The sequence below is a fragment of the Micromonospora carbonacea genome, from assembly GCF_014205165.1.
In the GTDB taxonomy this organism is placed as follows: domain Bacteria; phylum Actinomycetota; class Actinomycetes; order Mycobacteriales; family Micromonosporaceae; genus Micromonospora; species Micromonospora carbonacea.
In genome coordinates, this window is the sequence record NZ_JACHMZ010000001.1 from 1,603,078 (window position 1) to 1,625,550 (window position 22,473).

A 22,473-nucleotide genomic window follows, 5' to 3' on the forward strand; every position below is an offset into this window, starting at 1 on the left:
ATTAGCGGTGCGGCGGTGCGGCACGTTGTCGGACGCCTGTACGTTCCGTATTCTTGCCAACCTCCGGAGTGCGCGGCGGTCCTCGCTGCGCGCCCGTTTTGTTACCTGGGGGCGCCAGGCCGGTGCCCCCTGTCCAGAGGCCGTGGCATGCCGCGGTCCCGTGGCGCGAGGGAGTGACGATGGTGAAGCCAGCCGACACCAGGACCGCCGGGCGCAAGCCGGTGGCCAGGACCACCCGCAGCGCGGCGGAGACCGAGAAGATCCGGGCGGCGCTGGCGGCCCGCCGCGACGAGCTGAGCGCCGAGTACGATCAGACGCTGAGCGAGATCACCGAGCTGCAGCGCGACCGGCTGACCGACTCGGCCGGGGACGACCAGGCCGACACCGGCACCAAGACGTTCGAGCGGGAGCAGGAGATCTCACTCGCCAACAGCATCCGGGAACGGATCACGCAGGTCGAGCGGGCCCTGGAGCGGCTCGACGAGGGTGGCTACGGCTGGTGCGAGAAGTGCGGCGACCCGATCCCGGTGGAGCGGCTCGCGGCCTTCCCGTCGGCGACCCTCTGCGTGAAGTGCAAGCAGCTGGAGGAGCGGCGCTGACCCCGCTCCCCGGCCGGTCAGGGCGGTGAGCGATCACCGCCGGGAGCGTCGATGGGGAGCAGATGACGGCTACACCGCCCGCCGGAACCGAGACCGGCACCGCCGAGCCGGGCGGGGGCAGGGCCCGACGCCGGGCGATCGTGCTCCTCGCCGGCGTCGGCCTGTTCGCCTTCCTGGCCGACCTGCTCACCAAGCACCTCGCGTTGCAGGCGCTCAGCGACCGGGAGCCGGTGAAGCTGCTCGGCGGCGCGGTCTACCTCAGCCTCACCCGCAACAGCGGGGCGGCGTGGAGCATCGGCAGCGACCACACCTGGGTGTTCCCGCTGATCACCATCGCGGTGATCGGCTGGATCGGCTGGATGGCGCTGCGGCTGCGTTCGGTGCCGTGGGCGGTCTCGCTCGGCCTGGTGCTGGGCGGGGCGCTGGGCAACCTGGCCGACCGGATCTTCCGTGCCCCCGGCCACTTCGTCGGGCACGTGGTCGACATGATCAGCCTGTTCGACCCGTACGGGCAGGTCTGGCCGGTGTTCAACCTGGCCGACAGCGCGCTGGTCTGCGGCGTGGTGCTCGCCGTGTTCCTGGAGCTGACCGGCCGCCAGCGCGACGGTTCCCGGCTCGGCCGGGACAAGCCCGCCGCCGACGCCCCCGTCGAGCAGCGGGAGCGGGCGTGACGGCCGCGTTCGCCGCCGGCGGCGACCATCGTTCCCTGCCCGTCCCCGACGGCCTGGACGGGATGCGGCTCGACCAGGCCGTGGCCCGGCTGTTCGGGCTCTCCCGCACCGCCGCCGCGAACCTCGTCGACGGCGGGGACGCGCTGGTCGACGGCGTCGTCCGGCCGAACTCGCACAAGGTCAAGGCCGGCTCCTGGCTGGAGGTGACGCTGCCCGCCCCGGTCGCCCCGCCGACCGTGGTGCCGCAGGCGGTGCCCGGCCTGCGGGTCGTGTACGCCGACGACGACATCGTGGTGGTGGACAAGCCGGTCGGCGTCGCCGCCCACCCCAGCCCCGGCTGGACCGGGCCGACCGTGATCGGCGGGCTGGCCGGGATCGGGCACCGCATCTCCACCAGCGGCGCGGCCGAGCGGCAGGGCGTGGTGCACCGGCTCGACGTGGGCACCACCGGGATCATGGTGGTGGCCAAGAGCGAGCAGGCTTACACGGCGCTGAAGCGGGCCTTCAAGTACCGCGAGGTGGAGAAGCGTTACCACGCCGTGGTGCAGGGGCATCCGGACCCGTCGCGCGGCACCATCGACGCCCCGATCGACCGGCACCCGCACCACGACTACCGGTGGGCGGTGGTCTCCGGCGGCAAGCCGAGCATCACCCACTACGACACGCTGGAGGCGTTCCCGGCGGCGAGCCTGCTCGACGTCCGGCTGGAGACGGGGCGCACCCACCAGATCCGGGTGCACTTCTCCTCGCTGCGCCACCCCTGCGTGGGCGACGTCACCTACGGCGCGGACCCGACCCTGTCGGCCCGGCTGGGGCTGGCCCGGCAGTGGCTGCACGCCCGGTCGCTGAGCTTCCTGCACCCCCGCACGGGCGACGAGGTGACCTTCGTGAGCGACTATCCCGACGACCTGGACCGGGCGCTGCGGGTCCTCCGCGACTGACCCGGTGACCAGCCGAGACGCCGGGCGGCCGGACAGCCGCGCGCCGGGCCCGCGCCGGCCCCGCGCGCTCGCCGTCGCCGCGCTGCTGTCGGTGGCGGCGGTGCTGGCGGCGGCCGGCTGGGTCGGCCGCCACGACCGGCCGGCGGGCGACCGCACGGTGGGCGAGGTGACCCGGGTCGGCGTGCCGGCCGGCGCGTCGATCCCGGCGTATCTGCGCGCCGCCGCCGCCGAGCTCGCGGCCCTGCCGGCGGGCGGGTCGCCGGCCGGCACGTACGCGCTGGTGTCGTTCGGGGACTACCTCGCGCCGGACCGGCTGGCCGACGTCCTCGCCGGGGCGGAGGTCGTCGAGGTGGTGGCGCGGGCGCCGCTGCCCGGCCGGCAGACCGAGATCGTCCGGCTGCGGGCCCAGCGGCTCCCGCAGGACGTGGTGGCGGGGATGGCCGGCGTGGCGGGCCGCAAGGACCGCGAGGCCGCCGACCAGCGGGCCCGGGCCGCCGCCGCCGACGACGCCGAGCTGCGCCGGGCGTACGAGACCGGCGCGCTGGTCGCGGCGGGCGAGGCGGCGGCGTACCGGGCGGGGTGCGGGTGCGCCTACGCCGCCGTCGTGCGGGCCGCGCCCGACGCGCTGCGCGCCCTGGCCGCCCGGCCCGGGGTCCGCGCCGTCGACCCCGCCCCGGAGCTGAGCCGGCTGGACCGGACGGTGGTGACCCCGCCGCTGCCCGAGCAGCGCGACGTGGCCCGCCCGCCGGCCGACGCCGGCCCGACGCCGCTGGTGGGCGAAACGTCGGAAGCGGCACCGACGGCGACGGATTCCTCACCGAACGTCGATCGGGGTCGACCCGCCGTGGCCCCGTCCGGCGTCACGAGCTCCCCGGACGCGCCTGCGGGCAGCCGAACGGCGCCGGAGAAGTGACAAAGCCGAATCAGGATGTGCGCGGACCGGTGTGGTCCGAATAGGGTTTCGTTCGTAGCCTGTCAGGCGGAGATCGATGGCGCTGGGAGGGCGAGCCTTGGACGGCACGGAGACCAGCTGGGGTCGGCCGGCCGAACCAGCACCGCGGTGGCGGGCGCTGCTCGACCGGGCCCGGCTCGGTGGTCGCACCGCGGAGCAGGCCGAGGCAGACCGCCACGCCGAGGAGGCGGCCCGCGCGGCGCCGGAGCCGCTGCCCCGGCGCGGGTCCGGCAACGGCTATGCCGGGCGGGCGGCGATCGGCCCGCCGGGGGAGCAGCCGTACGCCGCGGAGCCCGGCTATCCGGCCGAGCCGGCGCGCGGCGGCTACCGGGCCGGGGCGAGCTACCGGGTGGACCCGGCCTACCGGATCGACCCGTCCTACCAGCCGGAGCAGGCGGGCTACCCGGCCGATCCGCTGGGCTACCAGCCGGAGCCCCCTGGCTACCAGCCGGAGGCCCCGTCCTACCAGCCGGAGCAGGCGGGCTACCCGGCCGATCCGCTGGGCTACCAGCCCGAGCCCCCCGGCTACCAGCCCGAGCCGACCTATCCGGCCGAGCCGTCGTGGCGGTCCGGCCCCGGGCGACCCGACCCGGAGCCGCCGCGCCGCGCCGACCCGCCGCCGCCCGCCCAGTCGCGCTACTCGCTGCTCGACGGCGGCGGCTACCGCCCCGAGCCCGCGCCGGTCGAGTCCCGCTACTCGCTGCTCGACGGCGGCGGCTACCGCCCCGAGCCCGCCTACCCGCCGCCCCTGGCCGAGCCGGTCTACCAGCCGCCCATGGTGGAGCCCGCCTACCCGCCGCCCCCGGCGGAGCCGGTCTACCATCCGCCGCCGGCCGAGCCGGTCTACCGGGCCGAGGCCGCCTACCAGCCCGTCGCCGATCCGGTCTACCAGCCGCCGCCCGGGCCGCCCGCCGTGGTCGAGCGGGGCTACCCGGCCCGCATCGAGTGGCGGGCGCAGAGCGCCGAGAGCGAGCTGGAACGCGCCGCCGGGGTGCTCCGCCGTGACCTGGGCACGCCCCGGGTGCTCGCCTTCGCCAACCCCAAGGGCGGGGTGCACAAGACCACCGCCACGGTGCTGGCCGCCGCCACCGTCGGCAGCGTACGCGGCCGGGGCGTGCTCGCCTGGGACGACAACGAGCTGCGCGGCACCCTCGGGCTGCGGGCCGGCAGCGCCCGGCACGCCCGGACGATCCGGCACCTGATCCACGACCTCGCCCAGATCGAGATCCTGGAGGGCTCCACCCTGCTGGGCAGCCTCGACGACTACCTGCGGCACGCCGCCGACGGCTCGTACGACGTGCTGGCCGGGGAGGAGAGCCCCCGGTTCGCCCAGCGGCTCGACCAGTTCACCGTCAAGCGGGTGCTGGAGCTGCTGCGGCGCACGCACGACGTGGTCTGCGTGGACACCGGCAACAACGTGGAGAGCCCCAACTGGCGCACGGTGATGCAGGCCGCCGACCAGCTCGTGGTGACCACCGTGCCCCGGGAGGACGCCGCGTTCAGCGCCGACTGGATGCTCGACCTGCTGCACGAGGTCGGCATGGGCGAGCTGGCCGACAACGCCGTCACCCTGATCTCCTGCCCGACGCCGGGCCGCTCGCCGTTGCAGACCGACCTGGAGCGGCACTTCGCCACCCGCACCCGGGCGGTGGCCGTGGTGCCGTACGACCCGGCGCTGGAGACCGGCTCGTCGATCGAATACCACCAGCTCCAGCCGGAGACCCGGCAGGCGTGGCTGCGCGCGGCGTCGGTCATGCTGGAGCCCTTCGCCCGCTGAGCCCTTCGCCCGCCGCGCCCGCCGGGCCCCCGCGCCTGCTGCGGCGGCACCGACGCCCCGGGGACGCCGCCGGTCTGTAAGGATCATCGGGTGAGCCCGGACACCTCCGACGCCGACCGTCCCGCGCCCCGTCCCGACCCGACCGCCGGGCCGGTCCCCGAGCCGTCGGCCGTCCCGCCCCCCGACCCGTTCGCCGGGCCCCCGGCCCACCAGCCGCCCCCCGGCCCGTTCGGCGCGCCGCCGGCCGGTCCGGTTCCCGCCGACCCGGCCCCGCCCGAGCGCCGGCCGGGCCGGGTGGCCGGGGTGGCGCTGGGCGCGGCGGCCCTGGTGACCGCGCTGGGCGTCCCGCTGGGGCTGCTCTGGGCGGCCGTCGCCCCCGACACCCCGGTGGTCAAGACCGCCGAGGGGGCCGTCTACGCCCAGCCGCAGCCGGAGCAGCCGATCGCCGCCGACGGCTGGTTCAGCCTGCTCGGGCTCGGCTTCGGCGTGCTCGCCGCGCTGGGCCTGTGGGTGCTGCTGCGGCGGCGGCGCGGCCCCGTCGGGCTGCTCGCCGGTGCGGCCGGTGGCCTCGGCGCGGCCCTGGTGGCCTGGCAGGTCGGCCGGCGGGTGGGCCTGTCGGCGTACGAGCGGCTGCTGGCGACCGCGCCGGACGGGGAGGCGTTCACCAAGCCCGCCGACCTGCGCGCCGGTGGCCTGCACCGGCTGTTCGACGTGCTGCCCCTGCCGTACGGCAACCTGCTGCTGCCGGCGTTCGGCGCGGCCGTGACGTACACCCTGCTGGCCGGCTGGTCGCGGTGGCCGTCACTGCGCCCGGAGCCCGAGCCGGACCTGTCCTGGGCCTACGCCGTGCCGGCCGGCGCCGGGCCGCAGGTCAGTTCGGGGCCGGTGGACTCGCCAGCTCCGACAGCGGCACCGGAACCGCCCGCACCTGGCGCAGCAGGGTCGCCTCGCGGTTGAGCAGCCGCAGCTCGGCGCGGAGCCGGGCGGCGGTGTCGTCGACCGCGAGCAGCCGCTGCCGGTCGTCGACGGTCAGCATGGCGGTCGCGGCGACCAGGTGGGACAGCACCGTCGGGTCCTCCGGAAGCTGCTCGGAGATGTCCTCCGGGTCGGGGCGGATCAGCCCGAGATATTGCCGGAACACCGCGATCACCCGGGCCGCGAGCAGGTCGGCGGCCTCGTCGGGGCCGCCCGGCTCGGGCAGCCACTCCACCTCGGCCGTCAGGTAGGGCTCGGTGGTCTCGTCGAGCCGCACGACGCGGAACCGCCGCCGCCCCACGGTGACGATGTCGAAGCCGCCGTCGGCCAGCTCGGTCACCTGCCGCAGCTCGGCGGTGCAGCCGACCTCGTGCAGCGTGACCCCGCCGACCCCGGGCACGGGCCGCCCCGGCGTGCCGGGGGCGACCTCCCAGCCGGCCCGGATGGCCACCACGCCGAACTCCCGGGGCGCGCCCTCGGGCAGGCCCGTGAGGTGGCGCACGAGGGCCCGGTAGCGCTCCTCGAAGATGTGCAGCGGCAGCACCAGGCCGGGGAAGAGCACCGTCCCGAGGGGGAAGATCGGCAACCGCGCAGTCACGGGATCGAGCCTAGCCCGCCCGCGCCGTCCCGGCGGGGCCCGTCCCGCCCCGCGGCGCCCGCCGGCCCCCGGCGGGGCCGCCCCGGCGGGTCTCCCGGCCGCCCGGCGGCCGGCGTGGCTCGGCTCACCGTCCCGGCGTGCGGGCGGCGCGGGCCGCCGCCGGCCCGGCCGCCTAGACTCGCAGGCGTGTTGAATCGGATCGACCTGCGCGGCGGCGTCCGTGACCCCCGCCGCCTGCTGCCCCGTGCCCAGCTCGACGTCTCCGTGGCGGTCGAGCGGATCCGCCCCCTCGTGGAGGCGGTCCGCGAGCATGGGTACCCGGCGATCCGCGAGGCGAGCGAGCGCTTCGACGGGGTCTCGCCGGAGCGGCTGCGGGTGCCGGCCGAGGCGATCGCCGAGGCCGAGGGGACGCTCGACCCCCAGGTCCGCGCCGCCCTGCTGGAGTCGATCAGCCGGGCCCGCAGGGTCCACGCCGACCAGCGCCGCGTCGACCACACCACCCAGGTGGTGCCCGGCGGCACCGTCACCGAGCGCTGGGTCCCCGTCGACCGGGTCGGCCTCTACGTCCCCGGCGGCCTGGCGATGTACCCGTCGACCGTGGTGATGAACGTGGTCCCCGCCCAGGCGGCCGGCGTCCGGTCGCTGGTCGTGGCCAGCCCGCCGCAGCAGGAGAACGGCGGCCTGCCCGACGCCCGGGTCCTCGCGGCCTGCGCGCTGCTCGGCGTCGACGAGGTCTACGCCGTCGGCGGCGCGCAGGCGGTGGCGATGCTGGCCTACGGCGCGACGGTCGACCCCGACGGCGCGCAGCGCTGCGACCCCGTCGACATGATCACCGGCCCGGGCAACATCTGGGTCACCGCCGCGAAGCGGCTGCTGCGCGGCGTGGTCGGCATCGACGCCGAGGCCGGCCCCACCGAGATCGCGATCCTCGCCGACGACACCGCCGACCCGGCGCACGTCGCCGCCGACCTGGTCAGCCAGGCCGAGCACGACCCCCTCGCGGCCAGCGTGCTGGTCACCTGCTCGGTCGCGCTGGCCGACGCCGTCGAGGCCGAGCTGGCCCGGCAGGTGCCGGCGACCAAGCACGCCGACCGGGTCACCACCGCGCTGACCGGCGAGCAGAGCGGCGTGGTGCTGGTCGACGACCTGGAGGCGGGCCTGCGGGTGGTCGACGCGTACGCCGCCGAGCACCTGGAGATCCAGACCGAGAACGCCCGCGAGTGGGCGCTGCGGGTCCGCAACGCCGGGGCGATCTTCGTCGGCGCGTGGTCGCCGGTGTCGCTCGGCGACTACTGCGCCGGCTCCAACCACGTGCTGCCCACCGGCGGCTGCGCCCGGCACTCCTCCGGCCTGTCCGTGCAGTCCTTCCTGCGCGGCATCCACCTGGTGGAATACACCCACGACGCGCTGCGCGAGGTGGCCCCGCACGTGGTGACCCTGGCCGGCGTCGAGGACCTGCCGGCCCACGGCCAGGCGGTCGCCGTCCGCTTCCCGGGGGAGGGCCGGTGACGACCCTCGACGAGCTGCCGATCCGCGACGACCTGCGGGGCCTGACCCCCTACGGCGCCCCGCAGCTCGACGTGCCGGTGCGGCTGAACACCAACGAGAACTCCTACCCGGTGCCCGAGGCGGTGGTCGACGCGATCGGCAAGGCCCTCACCGCCGAGCTGCGCGACCTCAACCGCTACCCCGACCGCGACGCCGTGGCGCTGCGCGCCGACCTGGCGGCCTACCTCGGGCACGGGCTCACCGCCGGGCAGGTCTGGGCGGCCAACGGCTCCAACGAGATCCAGCAGCAGCTCCTCCAGGCGTTCGGCGGGCCGGGGCGCACGGCGCTCGGCTTCACGCCGGCGTACTCGATGCACCCGCTGCTGGCGCTCGGCACCGGCACCCGGTGGGTGCCGGCGGAGCGCGGAGTCGACTTCGGGCTGACCGCCGACGAGGCGGTGGCCCAGGTCCGCGCGCACCGCCCCGACGTGGTGTTCCTCTGCTCGCCGAACAACCCGACGGGCACGGCGCTGGACCCGGCGGTGGTCGCCGCCGTGCTCGACGCCGCGCCCGGCATGGTGGTGGTCGACGAGGCGTACGCCGAGTTCGCCCGCCCCGGCACGGTCAGCGCCCTCGCGGTGCTGCCCGGCCACCCGAGGCTGGTGGTGACCCGCACGATGAGCAAGGCGTTCGGCTTCGCCGGCGGCCGGCTGGGCTATCTCGCGGCCGACCCGGCGGTGGTGGCGGCGGTGCAGCTCGTGCGGCTGCCCTACCACCTGTCGGCGCTCACCCAGGCCGCCGCCCGCGCGGCGCTGGCGCACCGCGACGCCCTGCTGGCCACGGTCGAGGCGATCATGGGGCAGCGGGACCGGATCGTCGCCGGGCTGCGCGCCCGCGGCCTGCGGGTCGCCGACAGCGACGCCAACTTCGTCCTGTTCCGGGTCGGCGGCGACCAGGCGGTGGCCTGGCGCGCGCTGCTGGAGCAGGGGGTGCTCGTGCGCGACGTCGGGCTGCCCGGCTGGCTGCGGGTCACCGCCGGCACCCCCGCCGAGACCGACGCCTTCCTCACCGCGATGGAGAGTTTGTGATGAGCCGCACCGCCCGGGTCGAGCGGATCACCAAGGAGACCAAGGTGCTCGTCGAGATCGACCTCGACGGCGCCGGCCGGGCCGAGATCGGCACCGGCGTCGGCTTCTACGACCACATGCTGCACCAGATCGCCCGGCACGGCGGCTTCGACCTGACCGTGCGCACCGTCGGCGACCTGGAGATCGACGCCCACCACACGATGGAGGACACGGCGCTCGCCCTGGGCGCCGCGTTCGACCAGGCGCTGGGCGACAAGGCCGGCATCCGGCGGTACGGCTCGGCGACCGTCCCGATGGACGAGGTCCTCGTCCGGGCCGCCGTCGACCTGTCGGGCCGCCCGTACGTGGTGCACGACGAGCCGGCGCTGGCCCCGTACATCGGGCCGGTCTACCCGACCAGCATGACCCGGCACATCTGGGAGTCCTTCGGCCAGGCGGCCCGCATCACCCTGCACGTGGACGTGCTGCGCGCGGCCCGCCCCGGCGGCCACCCCGACGCCCACCACGTCGTGGAGGCCCAGTTCAAGGCGGTCTCCCGCGCCCTGCGGGAGGCCACGGCGCTCGACCCCCGGTCGGCCGGCGCGATCCCCAGCACGAAGGGCGCGCTGTAGCCGTGGGCGGGGTGCTGCCGACCCTGCTGCTGATCCTCGCCGGGGTGCTGGTCGGCGGGGCATTCTCGCTGCACCGCCAGGGCGCGACGCGCGGCGCGGTGGTGGTCACCGCGGTGCTGGCGGTGCTGGCCACGGCCGGCGGGGTGCTCTGGCTGCTGCCCGGGGAGGGCTGATGGGTGATCTGGTCAAGCGGGTCGTGGTGCTCGACTACGGCTCGGGCAACCTGCGTTCGGCCGAGCGGGCCCTGGCGCGGGCCGGCGCCGACGTCACCGTCACCGCCGACCTGGCCGCCGCCGCCGGGGCCGACGGGCTGGTGGTGCCGGGCGTGGGCGCGTACGCCGCCTGCATGGCCGGGATCGAGGCGCTCGGCGCGGGCCCGGTCATCGCCGAGCGGGTCGCCGCCGGCCTGCCGGTGCTGGGCATCTGCGTGGGCATGCAGGTGCTCTTCGAGCACGGCGACGAGCACGGCGTGGTCACCAAGGGGCTCGGGCTGCTGCCGGGCGGGGTGACCCGGCTGCCCGCCGCCCGGCTGCCGCACATGGGCTGGAACACGGTGCGGCCCCCGGCGTCGTCGGTGCTCTTCGCGGGCCTGCCCGCCGACAGCCGCTTCTACTTCGTCCACTCCTACGGGGTGGTCGACGCGGGCGCGCTGGCGGCGTCGGGCGCGGCGGTGACCACCGCCCACCACGAGGCGGACTTCGTGGCAGCGGTGGAGCGGGGCGCGCTCTCGGCCGCCCAGTTCCACCCGGAGAAGTCGGCCGACACCGGCGCGGCGCTGCTGCGCAACTGGCTCGGCACCGTGCCCGCCGGTGGCTGAGCGGGGCCCGCGTGGCCGGGGCACCGGGCCGGGGGGAGCGGCGTGAGCAAGGAGCGGGCCCGCCGCCGGGAGGCCCGCGAGGCCCAGTTGGAGCGGGAGCGGGCGGTGCGCCGCCGCCGGGTGGCGCGCCGGGAGCGCCGCCGCGCGGTGGTACGCCGGCTGACGCCCCGCTGGCCGCGCCGCCGCAGCGGCCGGCTGGCCCGGCACTCCCGGGGCGAGCGGGCGGCGATCGTCGGCCTGACCGGCGTGGCGCTGGTCGCCATCTGGAGTTTCGTCGACGACCTGGCGCTGCGGGTGGTGCTTGTCGTGTTGTTGCTGCTGGTGCTGCCGGCGGCCGTGGTGATCGCACTGGGCCGCCGGTCCTGACGCGCACGTTATCGATTTCGAGGAGAAGAGCGTTGAGCCTCACCCTGTTGCCCGCCGTGGACGTCGCCGACGGCCAGGCCGTCCGGCTCGTGCAGGGCGCCGCCGGCAGCGAGACCGCCTACGGCGACCCCCTGGAGGCGGCGCTGGCCTGGCAGCGCGACGGCGCGGAGTGGATCCACCTGGTCGACCTGGACGCGGCGTTCGGCCGGGGCTCCAACGCCGCGCTGCTGGCCGACGTGGTGGGCCGGCTGGACGTGCAGGTGGAGCTGTCCGGCGGGATCCGCGACGACGCGTCGCTACGGGCCGCCCTGGGCACCGGCGCGGCGCGGGTCAACATCGGCACCGCCGCGCTGGAGGACCCCGAGTGGTGCGACCGGATCTGCGGCGAGTACGGCGACCGCGTCGCCATCGGGCTGGACGTGCGCGGCCGTACCCTGGCGGCGCGGGGCTGGACCCGCGACGGCGGCGACCTCTACGAGGTGCTGGAGCGGCTCGACAAGGCGGGCGCCTCCCGCTACGTGGTGACCGACATCACCAAGGACGGCACGATGCGCGGGCCGAACCTGGACCTGCTGCGCGAGGTCTGCTCCCGCACCGACGCCCCGGTGATCGCCTCGGGCGGCGTCTCGACGCTGGACGACCTGCGCGCCCTGGCCACCCTGGAGCCGGTCGGCGTGGAGGGCGTGATCGCCGGCAAGGCGCTGTACGCGGGCGCGTTCACCGTGCGAGAGGCCCTCGACGTGCTCGCCGCCGCGTGACGGTCACCCGGCTGGGCTCGGGCGGCCCCTGGGAGGCGCTCTACGGCTACTCCCGGGTCGTCCGGGCCGGCGACCGGGCCGTCACGGCCGGCTGCACGGCGACCGTCGACGGCCGGGTGGTGCACGTGGGGGACGCCGCCGCGCAGACCGCGCAGGCGCTGCGGATCGGCCTGGCGGCCCTCGCCGAGGTCGGCGCGGGGCCCGGCGACGTGGTGCGCACCCGGATGTACGTGACGGACCGCGCGCACGCCGACGAGGTGGGCCGGGCCCACAACGCGGTGTTCGGGGCGGTCCGGCCGGCGGCGACCCTGGTCGTGGTGGCCGCCCTGCTCGACCCCGAGCACCTGGTCGAGGTGGAGCTGGAGGCGTACCTCGGCGACCGCTGACCCGGCGCGCCCCGCCCGCCCGGGCGTCGGGTGGGCGGGCGGGCGTCGGCCGGTGGCGGTGAGCCGGGGCACAGTGCGGGCCATTAGGTTGTGCACAACTCAATTGCACACTATGTTTTTCCCGTGACCGACGATCTGGTGCTGGGACGGCAGGTGTGCTTCGCGCTCTACGCCGCGTCGCGCGCCCTCACCGACGTCTACCGGCCGATCCTCGACGAGTTCGGGCTCACCTACCCGCAGTACCTGGTGCTGCTGGTGCTCTGGGAGCGCGGCGACGACGCGCCCACCGTCTCCGAGCTGGGCGCCGCCCTGCGGCTGGACTCCGGCACGCTCTCCCCGCTGCTCAAGCGGCTGGAGGCCGCCGGGGTGCTGGTCCGGTCGCGGTCCGCGGCCGACGAACGGCGGGTGGAGGTGCGCCTCACCGACGCGGGCCGCGCGCTGCGCGAGCGGATGTGCGGCGTGCCGCTGCGGGTGGCGCTGGCCACCGGGCTCACCGAGGCCGAGCTGATCGGGCTGCGCGACACCCTCAACCGGGTCACCGAGACGATCCACCGACAGAAGGAGAAGTGATCGCCATGCAGGTCCTCTACACCGCCAACGCCCGGGCCACCGGCGACGGCCGCGACGGCCACGTCCGCACCTCCGACGGCACCTTCGACCTCGACCTCGCGGTCCCGAAGGAGATGGGCGGCGCGGGCGGCGCGGCGAACCCGGAGCAGCTCTTCGCCGCCGGCTACGCCGCCTGCTTCCACTCCGCGCTGCGCCTGGTGGCGCGGCGGGCCAAGGCCGACGTCACCGGCTCCGTCGTCGGCGCCGAGGTGGGCATCGGCGCCAACGGCAGCGGCGGCTTCGGCCTGGCCGTCACCCTCGTGGTGGACCTGCCGGCCGTCCCCCGGCCCGCCGCCGAGCAGCTCGTCGAGCAGGCCCACCAGGTCTGCCCCTACTCGAACGCGACCCGGGGCAACGTCGAGGTCGCCCTCACCGTCCGCGAGGCCCTCGCCGCCTGAGCCGTGGCGCGCGGCGTCGGCGCACCCTTCTGCCGCCGCGCGCCGCGCCCCGCCTGACACAGCCCCGACCAGCGACCGAGAGGACGACCGACACCGTGACCGTCAACCGTGAGATCCACCTCGCCTCCCGCCCCGAGGGGTGGCCGACCGCCGACAACTTCCGGCTCGTCGAGACCGAGGTGCCCACCCCGGGTCCCGGGCAGCTCGTGGTCCGCAACCAGTTCATGTCCGTCGACCCGTACATGCGGGGCCGGATGAACGACGTCAAGTCGTACGTGCCGCCGTTCGCCCTCGACGCCCCGCTCGACGGCGGCGCGGTCGGCGAGGTGGTGGCCGGCGAGGGCAACGGGATCGGCCCCGGCGACACCGTCCTGCACGGCCTCGGCTGGCGGGAGTACGCCCTGGTCGACGCCCGGGGAGCCCGCAGGGTCGACCCGACGATCGCCCCGGTGAGCGCCTACCTGGGCGTGCTCGGCATGACCGGGCTGACCGCGTACGCCGGCCTGCTCGACGTGGCCGCCATGCAGCCCGGGGAGAGCGTCTTCGTCTCCGGCGCGGCCGGGGCGGTGGGCAGCATGGTCGGCCAGATCGCCAAGCTGAAGGGCGCCGCCCTGGTGGTCGGCAGCGCCGGCTCGCCGGCCAAGGTCGAGCGGCTGCGGGCGCTCGGCTTCGACGCCGCGTTCGACTACCACGACGGCCCCGTCGCCGACCAGCTCAGGGCCGCCGCCCCGAAGGGGATCGACGTGTACTTCGACAACGTCGGCGGCGAGCACCTGGAGGCCGCGATCGGCGCGCTGCGCCTGCACGGGCGGGCCGCGATCTGCGGCATGATCGCCCAGTACAACGCCACCGAGCCGCCGGCCGCCCCGCGCAACCTGGCGCAGCTCATCGGCAAGCGGCTCACCCTGCGCGGCTTCCTCGTCGGCGACCACGGCCACCTGCGCGACCAGTTCGTCCAGGAGGTCGCCGGCTGGCTGCGCGAGGGCAGGCTCTCGTACGACGAGACGGTCGTCGACGGCATCGCCGCCGCCCCGGACGCCTTCCTCGGCCTGCTGCGCGGCGAGAACCTCGGCAAGATGCTGGTGCGCCTGTAAGGAAGGGCCCCTTGTTAACGCTTCCGGTAGAGAAGGGTCCCCTTCTCACCCCGCCCCGGAGCCGGAGCCGCGTCGCGGAGCCGCGTCGCGGAGCCGCGTCGCGGAGCCGCGTCGTGGAGCCGGGTGCGGAGCCGGGCCTGCCCGTCGCCGGTGGTCGGCCTCACGTCGGCGGCCGCCGGGGCGGGCGGGGCGATAGGCTTCCCGGCATGACGGTGGCGGTGCGGGTGATCCCGTGTCTCGACGTGGACGCCGGGCGGGTGGTCAAGGGGGTCAACTTCCTCGACCTGCGCGACGCCGGCGACCCGGTGGAGCTGGCGGCGGCGTACGACCGGGCGGGCGCGGACGAGCTGACCTTCCTGGACGTGACCGCCTCCTCCAGCGACCGGGGCACCATGCTCGACGTGGTGCGGCGCACCGCCGAGTCGGTCTTCATCCCGCTCACCGTGGGCGGCGGCGTGCGGCAGGTCGCCGACGTCGACACGCTGCTGCGGGCCGGGGCCGACAAGGTCGGGGTGAACACCGCGGCCATCGCCCGGCCCGAGCTGATCGCCGAGATCGCCGACCGATTCGGCCGGCAGGTGCTGGTGCTCTCCCTCGACGTGCGCCGCGCCCCGGCCGGCACCACCACGAGCGGCTTCGAGGTCACCACCCACGGCGGCCGCCGGGGCACCGGGCTCGACGCCGTCGAGTGGGCGCGGCGCGGCGCCGAGCTGGGCGCGGGGGAGATCCTGCTCAACTCGATGGACGCCGACGGCACGAAGGCCGGCTTCGACCTGGAGCTGATCGGCGCGGTCCGCGCCGTCGTCGACGTGCCGGTGGTGGCCAGCGGCGGGGCGGGCGAGGTGGCCCACTTCCCGCCGGCCATCGCCGCCGGGGCCGACGCGGTGCTCGCCGCCAGCGTCTTCCACTTCGGCGAGCTCACCGTCGCCGAGGTCAAGGACGCCCTGCGCGGCTCGGGCCACCCCGTGCGCTGACCCGCCCCGGCGGCGCCGGGCGATCCGGTCCCGCCCGTCGTGCGGTGCCGGGCCGACGTGGTGGCGCGGCCCCGTGGCGGCCGCCGGGTCGGTCGACGTCCGATGGCACGCCCTCGCCCGTCAGGGCCGCCCGGAGTGGCCCTCCGGCGAGCGGCGCGGGGCCGGGATCGAGCGGACGGCGTATTCCTGCACGGCGGCGGCGTGCTCGTCCTCGGGGAGGGTCCACTCGGCGCTGCCCGGGGCGTGCCGGCGGCTCAGCACGCCCTGCACGGTGTCGACGGCGGTGGCCAGGCCGGCGCTCGGCCGGGAGCGCCAGAGCCGCTCGCCGTCGGGGGTGAGCCGGAACCAGCCGTCGGTCACGCTCACCAGGCCGGCCCCGACGAGCCGGCGGACCGCGGTCTCCACCTCGTGCCGCTCGGGGATGGCGTGGTTGAGGTGGTCGGCTGTGGAGAGCACGTCAGTGAGCCGGACGCCCTCGGGGCGTCGGGTGGACGCCGACCTGCGGTGCCGGCCGGCACCGTTGGCGATCACCAGCGAAACGAAGATCCAGGCATCGGTCCAGCGCCATCCGCTCTCCCCCATGCAGGAATGATGCCGTGCGTCGCCCCCGGAGGAAACACCTGTTTTTCCGGTACGGGCGTCGCCGCAGCTCAGCGCGGTGACGTGGTCACGGTCCGGCGGGGCGTGGCCCGGCGGCCCCCACCTCGACCGGTCCCGCCCCCGCCGGGTGCGCGTCGACGGTGAACGGGGGCAGGAACAGTTGGGTCAGCGGCCCGATGGCGAGGGCGTACGCGACGGTGCCGACGCCGACGGTGCCGCCGAGCAGCCAGCCGAGGGCCAGCACGGTGACCTCGATGACGGTGCGGACCAGCCGGACCGACCGGCCGGGGCGGCGCGCCACGTAGCCGGTCATCAGGCCGTCGCGGGGGCCGGGGCCGAGCCGCGCGCCCAGGTAGAGGGCGGTGGCGGCACCGTTGGCGACGATCCCGACGACCAGCAGCGCCGCCCGTGCCGCCAGCGGGGCGTCGCCGGGCAGCAGGGCCAGGGTGGCGTCGACCACGAGCCCGATGACCAGCACGTTGCTGACCGTGCCGAGGCCCGGTCGTTGCCGCAGCGGGATCCACAGCAGCAGCACGAGCGCGCCGACGGCGATGGTGACGGTGCCGAACGACAGCCCGGTCCGCCGGGCGACGCCCTGGTGGAAGACGTCCCACGGGTCGAGGCCGAGGCCGGAGCGGATCATCAGCGCCATGCTGACGCCGTAGAGGGTCAGCCCCGCGTAGAGCTGGACCAGCCGCCGGGCGGGCCGGTGCCGCAGATTGCCAATTGCCACCATGCATGCCACCCTAGGTGCCAATCCGGCGGTGGGGAGAGCCAATATCGGGAGGGTGGCCATGACGAGCCAGGTGCGTGGGACCCAATTGGCTCGGCTCCTCGGGCAGTGGCACGCGCTGCCCGGCCGCCGCCGCAGCCCGGACTACGCCGCGCTCGCCGGCGCCGTCCGGGGGCTGCTCGCCGACGGCCGGCTGCCCCTGGGGGTGCGCCTGCCGGCCGAGCGGGAGCTGGCCGAGGCGCTGCGGATCAGCCGGACCACGGTGACCGCCGCGTACCGGCAGTTGCGGGAGAGCGGTCACCTGGCCAGCCGCCGGGGGGCGGGCAGCTGGACGATGCTCCCGGGCACCCACCGGGTGGCCAGCACCGGCCTGTGGACCCCGCTGGACGACCGCGACATGATCGACCTCGGGGTGGCCGCGCTGGCCGCGCCGCCCGAGCTGCTGCCCGCCGCCCGGGCCGCCGCCGAGGACCTGCCCCGCTACCTGGGCGGGGCCGGCTACCACCCGACCGGCGTCATCGAGCTGCGCGAGGCGGTCGCCGCCGGCTACACGGCGCGGGGCCTGCCCACCTCGCCCGACCAGATCATGGTCACCAGCGGCACCCAGCACGCGCTGGACCTGGTGCTGCGGCTGGCCCTGGCACCCGGGGGCAACGTGCTGGTCGAGTCGCCGACGTACCCGAACGCCCTCGCCGCCCTCGCCGCCCGCCGGGCCCGGATCACCACGCACGGCCTGGCCACCGACGCCGCCGGCTGGGACGCCGACCTGCTGCTGGGCAGCCTGCGCCAGGGGCGGCCGAAGCTGGCCTACCTGATCCCCGACTTCCAGAACCCGACCGGGCACCTGATGCCGGCCGAGCTGCGCGAGCGGGTGGTCGCCGCGGGCCACGCCGCCGGCACCGACCTGGTGATCGACGAGTCGTTCGTGGACCTGCCGCTGGACGGCACCGAGCTGCCCCCGCCCGTCGCCACGTTCGACCGGCACTCCCGGGTGATCTCCATCGGCGGGATGAGCAAGCCCTACTGGGGCGGCCTGCGCATCGGCTGGGTCCGCGCGTCCGCCCCGCAGGTGCAGCGGCTCGCCGCCGCCCGGGTCGGGGTGGACATGGCCAGCCCGGTGCTCGACCAGCTCGTCGCGGTCCACCTGCTCGCCGACGCGCCGGCCATCGTGGCCGCCCGCCGCACCCAGCTCGCCGCCCAGCGCGACGCCCTGACCGACGCGCTCGCGCGCCGCCTGCCCGACTGGCGGGTCACCGCGCCGCGCGGCGGGGTGACGCTCTGGGTGGAGCTGGACGGGCCGATCTCCAGCGCGCTGGCCCGCGCCGCCGAGGAGGTCGGCGTACGGCTGGCCCCCGGTCCCCGGTTCGGCCTGGACGGCACCCTCGAACGCTTCCTGCGGCTGCCGTTCACGCTGCCCGCCGCGGACCTCGCGGAGGCCGTCGGGCGGCTCGCGGCGGTCCGCTACGACCTGGACCGCGCCGGCCGCCCGCGCTGGCAGGAGCCGGCCGTCATCGCCTGACCGCCCGCGCCCGCGCGGTCCACCGATCCGGCCGAACCCGGCCGCCCGGGCCCCGGGGTTGGGAGACTGCGGGGGTGCGCAGCGGGGGATGGTCGCTCGGCGTGCGACCCGGCGCGCCCGGCTCGCGCACCACCCGGCTGGAGCTCTTCTACGACCTGGTCTTCGTGTACGCGTTCCTCAACGTCACCACGCTGACCGTGCACGACCCGAGCCCCGTCAACCTGTGCCGCTGCCTGCTCGTGCTGGGGCTGCTGTGGTGGTGCTGGACGGGCTTCGCCGGGCTCGGCAACGCCGTCCGCGCCGACCAGGGGATCCTGCCGCTGGTCGGCTTCGTGACGGTCGCCGCGACCTTCCTGCTGGCCCTGAGCATGCCGGGCGCGTTCACGGACCGGCCCGGCGGGCTGAACGGCCCGCTGGTCTTCGCGGGCTGCTACTTCCTGGTCCGCGCCGCGCAGCTCGCGGTCCTCGGCTGGGTGGCCCGGGGCGACCCGGTCCGGCTGCGCCGCTGGGCGTGGCTCGCCGGGCTGCCGGTGGTCGCGGCGGCCCTGCTCGTCGCGGCCGCGCTGGTGCCGCCGTGGATCGCCCACGACGGCACGGCGACGGCCCTGCAACTGGCCCTCTGGGCCGCCGCGCTGACCCTGGAGTACGTGGCCGGGACGAGCCTCGGCGGCGCGTACTGGGTGGTGGTGTCGGCGGGGCACTGGGCGGAGCGGCACGCCCTGATGGTGCTGATCGCGCTCGGCGAGTCGATCATCGCGTTGGGGCTGGGCTCGAAGTTCGTCACCGGGCTGCCGCTGACCTGGCCGGTGGTGGTGGCCGCGGTGAGCGGCATCGCGATCGCCGCGACGCTGTGGTGGGCGTACTTCGACGTCCTGGCGCTCGCCGTCGAGCAGGCGCTGCACCGGGCCCGCGACCCGGTCGCGCGGGCCCGGCTGGCCCGCGACGTGTACACGTACCTGCACCTGCCGATCATCGCCGGGGTGATCTTCTTCGCCCTCGGGATCAAGGACCTGCTCGTCGAGGCGGCGGATCCGACCTCGCCGGCCTGGGGCGAGCCGCTGGGGGCGTTCTGGATCCTCGTCCTCTACGGCGGGGTCGGCCTCTACCTGCTCAGCCTCGTCGCCTGCGGGGTGCGGGCGCTGCGGGTGCTGCGCTGGCCGCCGGTGGTCGCGGTGGCGGTGCTGGCCGGGCTGTCGCCGGTGGCCGCCCGGATCGGGGCCCTGCACGCGCTGCTGCTGCTGGGGGCGGTCTGCGTGGTGCTGACGGTGGTGGAGACCCGGGGGGAGGGACGTCGCCGGCACCGGGTCCGCCAGTTGGCGCTGGCGGAGCAGGCCGAGGCCGAGGCCGAGGCGAGCCGGTGGCGCGCCGGGCACCTGTGAGCCGGGCCGCTGCCGTCGCGTGCCGACCGGGCGGCCAGGCGACGGATCGACGGGGCGACGGAGTGACCGGCGGCCGGGCGAGGGAGCGGCCGGGCGACCGGCGGCCGTGCCCCGGGACGGTGGGGCACGGCCGCCGGCGGGTCGCCGGCTCAGATCTCGGCGAGGCTGCCCTCGTACATCCGGTCGATCTCGGCCGCGAAGTTGCTCTCCACGCCCCGGCGCTTGATCTTGAGGGACGGGGTCATCTCGCCGTCCTCGATGGTCAGGTCGCGGGGCAGGACGGTCACCTTCTTGATCGTCTCCCAGCGGTTGAGCTTGGCGTTGAGCTGGGCGACGTACCCCTCGACCATGGCCCGGGCCTCGGCGGAGGCGGCGATCTCGGCGTAGCTGCGCCCCTCCAGCGGGCCGCCGGCCGCCCAGCCCAGGATCGCGTCCGGGTCGAGGCTGACCAGCATCGTGCAGTAGTTGCGGGCCTGGCCGATGACGACCGCCTGCGACGTGTACGGGCACAGCGCCTTGAACATGCCCTCGATGTGCGAGGGGGCGACGTACTTGCCGCCGGAGGTCTTGACCAGGTCCTTCTTCCGGTCGGTGATGCGCAGGTAGCCGTCGTCGTCGAGGCTGCCGATGTCGCCGGTGCGGAAGAAGCCGTCCTCGGTGAACGCGGCGGCCGTGTCCTCGGGGAGGTGGTGGTAGCCCCGCATGACCGGCCGGCCCCGGACCAGGATCTCCCCGTCGGTGTCGATCCGGCACTCCAGGTCGCCCATCGCCCGGCCGACGGTGCCGATGCGCAGGCCGCCGGGCGGGTTGACGAAGTTGCCGGCGCTGCTCTCGGTGAGGCCGTACCCCTCGGAGATCGGCAGGTTGGCGGCGGCGAAGAAGGTGGCGATCTCCTTGCTCAGCGGCGCGGAGCCGGAGACCAGCACCCGGATCCGGCCGCCGAGGCGGGCCTGGAGCTTGCTGAACACCAGCTTCTCGGCCAGCGCGTAGCGCAGCCTCAGCCCGGCGGGGACGGGCCGCCCGGCCTGCTCCAGCCCGACCTTCTCCTTGCCGACCCGCACCCCCCAGGCGAAGATCTTCGCCTTCGCGCCGCCGGCGCCCTGCGCGGTGGTGACCGCCTTGTTGTAGACCTTCTCGAAGACCCGGGGCGCTCCGCACATCAGCGTCGGCCGCACGACGGCCAGCAGCTCGACCAGCTTCTCGACCCGCCCGTCGACGTAGGTCGGCAGGCCGACGTGGGTCGCGCCGCAGAGCAGGGTCTTGCCGAACGAGTGGGCCAGCGGCAGCCACAGGTACTGCAGGTCGTCGGTGCGCAGCAGCCCCACCTCGGCCTGCGCGACGCCCTCCCAGCACCACCCGCCGTGCAGCAGCTCGACGCCCTTGGGTCGGCCCGTGGTGCCGGAGGTGTAGATGAGGGTGGCCAGGTGGTCGGGCCCGAGGTCGGCGGTCAGGCGCTCGATCAGCCCCGGGTCGTCGGCCAGGGTCCGGCCGCCGCGCTCCTCCAGCTCGGCGAGGGTCAGCTGCGGCACGGCCGCCGCCGGGTCGGGCGTGCCGTCGAAGAGCACCACGTGGGTCAGGGCCGGCAGCGTCGCACCGGCGATCTTGGCGGCCTGGGCCGGGTTCTCCGCGAACAGCACCCGCGAGCCGGAGTCGGCGACGATGTACGTGGTGTCCTCGGGCTCGGTGGTCGGGTAGACGGTGGTGGTGGCGCCACCCGCGCACATGATGCCGAAGTCGGCGAGCACCCAGTCGAGCCTGGTGCTCGACAGGATCGCCACCGGGTCCTCGCGGCCGACACCGAGCCCGTGCAGCCCCGCCGCGACCGCCCGGGCCCGCTGCCCCACCTGGGCCCAGGTCAGCCAGACCGGCCCGGAGTCGTCGGGGGCGGGGTGGGCGAACGCGGGGCGGTCGGGGGTGGCCGCGACGCGCTTGAGGAACATGTCGGGGATGGAACGGTACGGTACATCGAGAGACATCGCTGTAGCCGCCTTCGGGGGGTGGAGGCGTGACGGGGGTCACGTCGTTTGCGGTTACCGAAGGGTATTGCCTGCACCGCGCATCGGCTAGTCCTCGCGCCGGCCCGCCGGGCCCGACGCCGGTCAGGCGTACCGGGCGGCCCGCAGCGACCAGTCGTAGGTGGCCCGGACCCAGTTGCGGCGGGCCGCCAGGAACGAGCGCAGCGCCGGGTCGTCGTCGCGCAGGGCCGCCTCCCGCTCGGCGTAGCGCGCCAGGGCCCGGTTGAACCGGTCGGCCGCCGCCCGCAGCGCCGCCGGCTCGCCCCGGCCGGTCTCCGCCGCGATCGCGCTGACCAGGTTGTGCGCGTCCGGCCCCGCCCGGTTCTCCTTCCCGTACGAGAACAGGTCGTTGCACCAGCAGACCAGGTCCGCCGCCAGGGTCTCGACGTCGACGAGCGCCGGCTCGGCGCGGCGGTCCGCCTCCGGCGGCGCGTCGTACGCGAGGTCGGTCAGGGTGAACGCGGGATGCACCGCCCCGGTGTGCCGGCGCAGCGCGACGTACTCGGCCACGCCGGGCACCCGGCCGTGCTCCCGGTTCGCCGCCTCCCACAGCAGGGCCAGCAGGTAGTCGCGCAGCTGGCCGACGAAGCGCAGCAGCAGCGGCGCACGCCCGTGGGCCCGGATCCGGCGGCAGAGGTCGTCCAGCGCGGCGCCCAGCGGGCAGCCGGCCGGGGCGACGCCCGGGGCGCCGTGCCGGTCCAGCACCGCGAGCAGGTCGGCCACGACCGGGGCGAGCCGGGTGGGCGCGTCGCCGAGCCCGTCGTCGTCGCAGGCGTCGTCGACGACGAAGAGCCAGGTGATCAGGTCGGTGAGCAGCCGCAGCCGGTCGTCGGGCGCGTCCGGGCAGGTGCGCCCGGCCAGCTCGGCGGCGCCGGCGTGCCGCAGCCGGTGCATCCGGCGTCCGTTGGTGATCAGGCCGAACGCCTGCGCCCAGCCCAGGCTCTGCGCGGCGGCCAGATCGGTGCCGGCGTGCCGGCACGGAGGAAACGGTGGCTCGTCCAGGGCAGAGACCGCGAAGCTCCGCACGTCACCCCCTGCCGGGTTGGGCCACCCCGAGTGGGGCGACCGGCCGAGGGTACGCCAGATGAATAGATATTCATAGCTCGACCGAACGGTTGGCCAGCT

The 22,473-nt window shown here is 76.1% G+C and carries 25 protein-coding genes; 20 read left to right on the forward strand and 5 right to left on the reverse strand.

Going from position 1 to position 22,473, the window contains the following annotated elements; genetic code table 11:
• The first annotated feature begins 179 nt into the window (after window positions 1-179).
• The 6 genes from HDA31_RS07270 (at window position 180) to HDA31_RS07295 (ending at window position 5,897) form a co-directional block, all read left to right on the forward strand.
• On the forward strand, window positions 180-599 hold the full coding sequence (locus tag HDA31_RS07270) for a TraR/DksA family transcriptional regulator (protein WP_043969309.1): 420 nt from the start codon (window positions 180-182) through the stop codon (window positions 597-599).
• A gap of 62 nt (window positions 600-661) precedes the next feature.
• Entirely contained in the window at window positions 662-1,270 is a 609-nt protein-coding gene (gene lspA / locus HDA31_RS07275) for a signal peptidase II (protein ID WP_074474446.1), read from the forward strand.
• Entirely contained in the window at window positions 1,267-2,211 is a 945-nt protein-coding gene (locus HDA31_RS07280) for an RluA family pseudouridine synthase (protein WP_074474445.1), read from the forward strand. The genes lspA and HDA31_RS07280 overlap by 4 nt, the downstream gene beginning before the upstream one ends.
• Window positions 2,212-2,215: 4 nt before the next feature.
• Window positions 2,216-3,124: a hypothetical protein gene (locus HDA31_RS07285; RefSeq protein ID WP_178065843.1), complete on the forward strand. Its 909-nt coding sequence runs from the start codon at window positions 2,216-2,218 to the stop codon at window positions 3,122-3,124.
• Window positions 3,125-3,200: 76 nt separating this feature from the next.
• A complete protein-coding gene (locus HDA31_RS07290) occupies window positions 3,201-4,940 on the forward strand; it encodes a MinD/ParA family ATP-binding protein (protein WP_178065842.1) in 1,740 nt (579 codons plus the stop codon).
• A gap of 90 nt (window positions 4,941-5,030) precedes the next feature.
• Window positions 5,031-5,897, forward strand: coding sequence for a DUF2567 domain-containing protein (locus HDA31_RS07295; RefSeq protein ID WP_246384042.1), 867 nt, complete (start codon window positions 5,031-5,033; stop codon window positions 5,895-5,897).
• On the opposite strand, the gene HDA31_RS07300 is transcribed toward HDA31_RS07295, so the two are convergent.
• Window positions 5,812-6,513 carry an LON peptidase substrate-binding domain-containing protein gene (locus tag HDA31_RS07300; RefSeq protein ID WP_074474443.1) on the reverse strand — a complete coding sequence of 234 codons (702 nt, stop codon included), beginning with the start codon at window positions 6,511-6,513 and terminating at the stop codon, window positions 5,812-5,814. The genes HDA31_RS07295 and HDA31_RS07300 overlap by 86 nt on opposite strands.
• 186 nt (window positions 6,514-6,699) lie before the next feature.
• On the opposite strand from HDA31_RS07300, the gene hisD reads away from it, so the two are divergent.
• From hisD to hisF, 12 genes are all read left to right on the forward strand, one after another.
• A complete protein-coding gene (gene hisD / locus HDA31_RS07305; RefSeq protein ID WP_178065841.1) occupies window positions 6,700-8,022 on the forward strand; it encodes a histidinol dehydrogenase in 1,323 nt (440 codons plus the stop codon).
• Window positions 8,019-9,089: a histidinol-phosphate transaminase gene (locus HDA31_RS07310; RefSeq protein ID WP_178065840.1), complete on the forward strand. Its 1,071-nt coding sequence runs from the start codon at window positions 8,019-8,021 to the stop codon at window positions 9,087-9,089. Before hisD ends, HDA31_RS07310 begins: the two co-directional genes overlap by 4 nt.
• Complete coding sequence (hisB, locus tag HDA31_RS07315; protein WP_074474440.1) at window positions 9,089-9,700, forward strand: imidazoleglycerol-phosphate dehydratase HisB; 612 nt, start codon at window positions 9,089-9,091, stop codon at window positions 9,698-9,700. Before HDA31_RS07310 ends, hisB begins: the two co-directional genes overlap by 1 nt.
• Before the next feature lie 2 nt (window positions 9,701-9,702).
• On the forward strand, window positions 9,703-9,873 hold the full coding sequence (locus HDA31_RS07320; RefSeq protein WP_178065839.1) for a CG2302 family histidine operon protein: 171 nt from the start codon (window positions 9,703-9,705) through the stop codon (window positions 9,871-9,873).
• Window positions 9,873-10,517 carry an imidazole glycerol phosphate synthase subunit HisH gene (gene hisH, locus HDA31_RS07325; protein WP_178065838.1) on the forward strand — a complete coding sequence of 215 codons (645 nt, stop codon included), beginning with the start codon at window positions 9,873-9,875 and terminating at the stop codon, window positions 10,515-10,517. Before HDA31_RS07320 ends, hisH begins: the two co-directional genes overlap by 1 nt.
• Before the next feature lie 42 nt (window positions 10,518-10,559).
• Complete coding sequence (locus HDA31_RS07330; protein WP_074474438.1) at window positions 10,560-10,883, forward strand: hypothetical protein; 324 nt, start codon at window positions 10,560-10,562, stop codon at window positions 10,881-10,883.
• Between the two features lie 32 nt (window positions 10,884-10,915).
• Window positions 10,916-11,641 carry a bifunctional 1-(5-phosphoribosyl)-5-((5-phosphoribosylamino)methylideneamino)imidazole-4-carboxamide isomerase/phosphoribosylanthranilate isomerase PriA gene (priA, locus tag HDA31_RS07335; RefSeq protein WP_178065837.1) on the forward strand — a complete coding sequence of 242 codons (726 nt, stop codon included), beginning with the start codon at window positions 10,916-10,918 and terminating at the stop codon, window positions 11,639-11,641.
• A complete protein-coding gene (locus HDA31_RS07340; RefSeq protein ID WP_074474436.1) occupies window positions 11,638-12,027 on the forward strand; it encodes a RidA family protein in 390 nt (129 codons plus the stop codon). The genes priA and HDA31_RS07340 overlap by 4 nt, the downstream gene beginning before the upstream one ends.
• Window positions 12,028-12,150: 123 nt before the next feature.
• Window positions 12,151-12,597 carry a MarR family winged helix-turn-helix transcriptional regulator gene (locus HDA31_RS07345; protein ID WP_043967344.1) on the forward strand — a complete coding sequence of 149 codons (447 nt, stop codon included), beginning with the start codon at window positions 12,151-12,153 and terminating at the stop codon, window positions 12,595-12,597.
• A gap of 5 nt (window positions 12,598-12,602) precedes the next feature.
• Window positions 12,603-13,034: an organic hydroperoxide resistance protein gene (locus tag HDA31_RS07350; protein WP_178067676.1), complete on the forward strand. Its 432-nt coding sequence runs from the start codon at window positions 12,603-12,605 to the stop codon at window positions 13,032-13,034.
• Window positions 13,035-13,129: 95 nt separating this feature from the next.
• Window positions 13,130-14,128, forward strand: a complete 999-nt coding sequence (locus HDA31_RS07355) for an NADP-dependent oxidoreductase (RefSeq protein WP_178065836.1) — start codon at window positions 13,130-13,132, stop codon at window positions 14,126-14,128.
• 206 nt (window positions 14,129-14,334) lie between these two features.
• Entirely contained in the window at window positions 14,335-15,102 is a 768-nt protein-coding gene (hisF, locus tag HDA31_RS07360; protein WP_178065835.1) for an imidazole glycerol phosphate synthase subunit HisF, read from the forward strand.
• Between the two features lie 120 nt (window positions 15,103-15,222).
• On the opposite strand, the gene HDA31_RS07365 is transcribed toward hisF, so the two are convergent.
• Window positions 15,223-15,684: a hypothetical protein gene (locus tag HDA31_RS07365; RefSeq protein ID WP_178065834.1), complete on the reverse strand. Its 462-nt coding sequence runs from the start codon at window positions 15,682-15,684 to the stop codon at window positions 15,223-15,225.
• An 85-nt stretch (window positions 15,685-15,769) separates the two neighbouring features.
• Window positions 15,770-16,438: a membrane protein YczE gene (gene yczE, locus HDA31_RS07370; RefSeq protein WP_178065833.1), complete on the reverse strand. Its 669-nt coding sequence runs from the start codon at window positions 16,436-16,438 to the stop codon at window positions 15,770-15,772.
• Between the two features lie 58 nt (window positions 16,439-16,496).
• On the opposite strand from yczE, the gene yczR reads away from it, so the two are divergent.
• Window positions 16,497-17,954: a MocR-like transcription factor YczR gene (gene yczR, locus HDA31_RS07375; protein ID WP_178065832.1), complete on the forward strand. Its 1,458-nt coding sequence runs from the start codon at window positions 16,497-16,499 to the stop codon at window positions 17,952-17,954.
• A 74-nt stretch (window positions 17,955-18,028) separates the two neighbouring features.
• Window positions 18,029-19,333 carry a low temperature requirement protein A gene (locus HDA31_RS07380; protein WP_246384041.1) on the forward strand — a complete coding sequence of 435 codons (1,305 nt, stop codon included), beginning with the start codon at window positions 18,029-18,031 and terminating at the stop codon, window positions 19,331-19,333.
• Window positions 19,334-19,482: 149 nt separating this feature from the next.
• Here HDA31_RS07380 and HDA31_RS07385 read toward each other — a convergent pair whose 3' ends face one another.
• Window positions 19,483-21,309 (reverse strand): AMP-dependent synthetase/ligase, encoded by a 1,827-nt coding sequence (locus HDA31_RS07385; protein WP_074474430.1) that lies wholly within the window; start codon window positions 21,307-21,309, stop codon window positions 19,483-19,485.
• A gap of 123 nt (window positions 21,310-21,432) precedes the next feature.
• Window positions 21,433-22,374 carry a terpene synthase family protein gene (locus HDA31_RS07390; RefSeq protein WP_178065831.1) on the reverse strand — a complete coding sequence of 314 codons (942 nt, stop codon included), beginning with the start codon at window positions 22,372-22,374 and terminating at the stop codon, window positions 21,433-21,435.
• Between the last annotated feature and the right edge of the window lie 99 nt (window positions 22,375-22,473).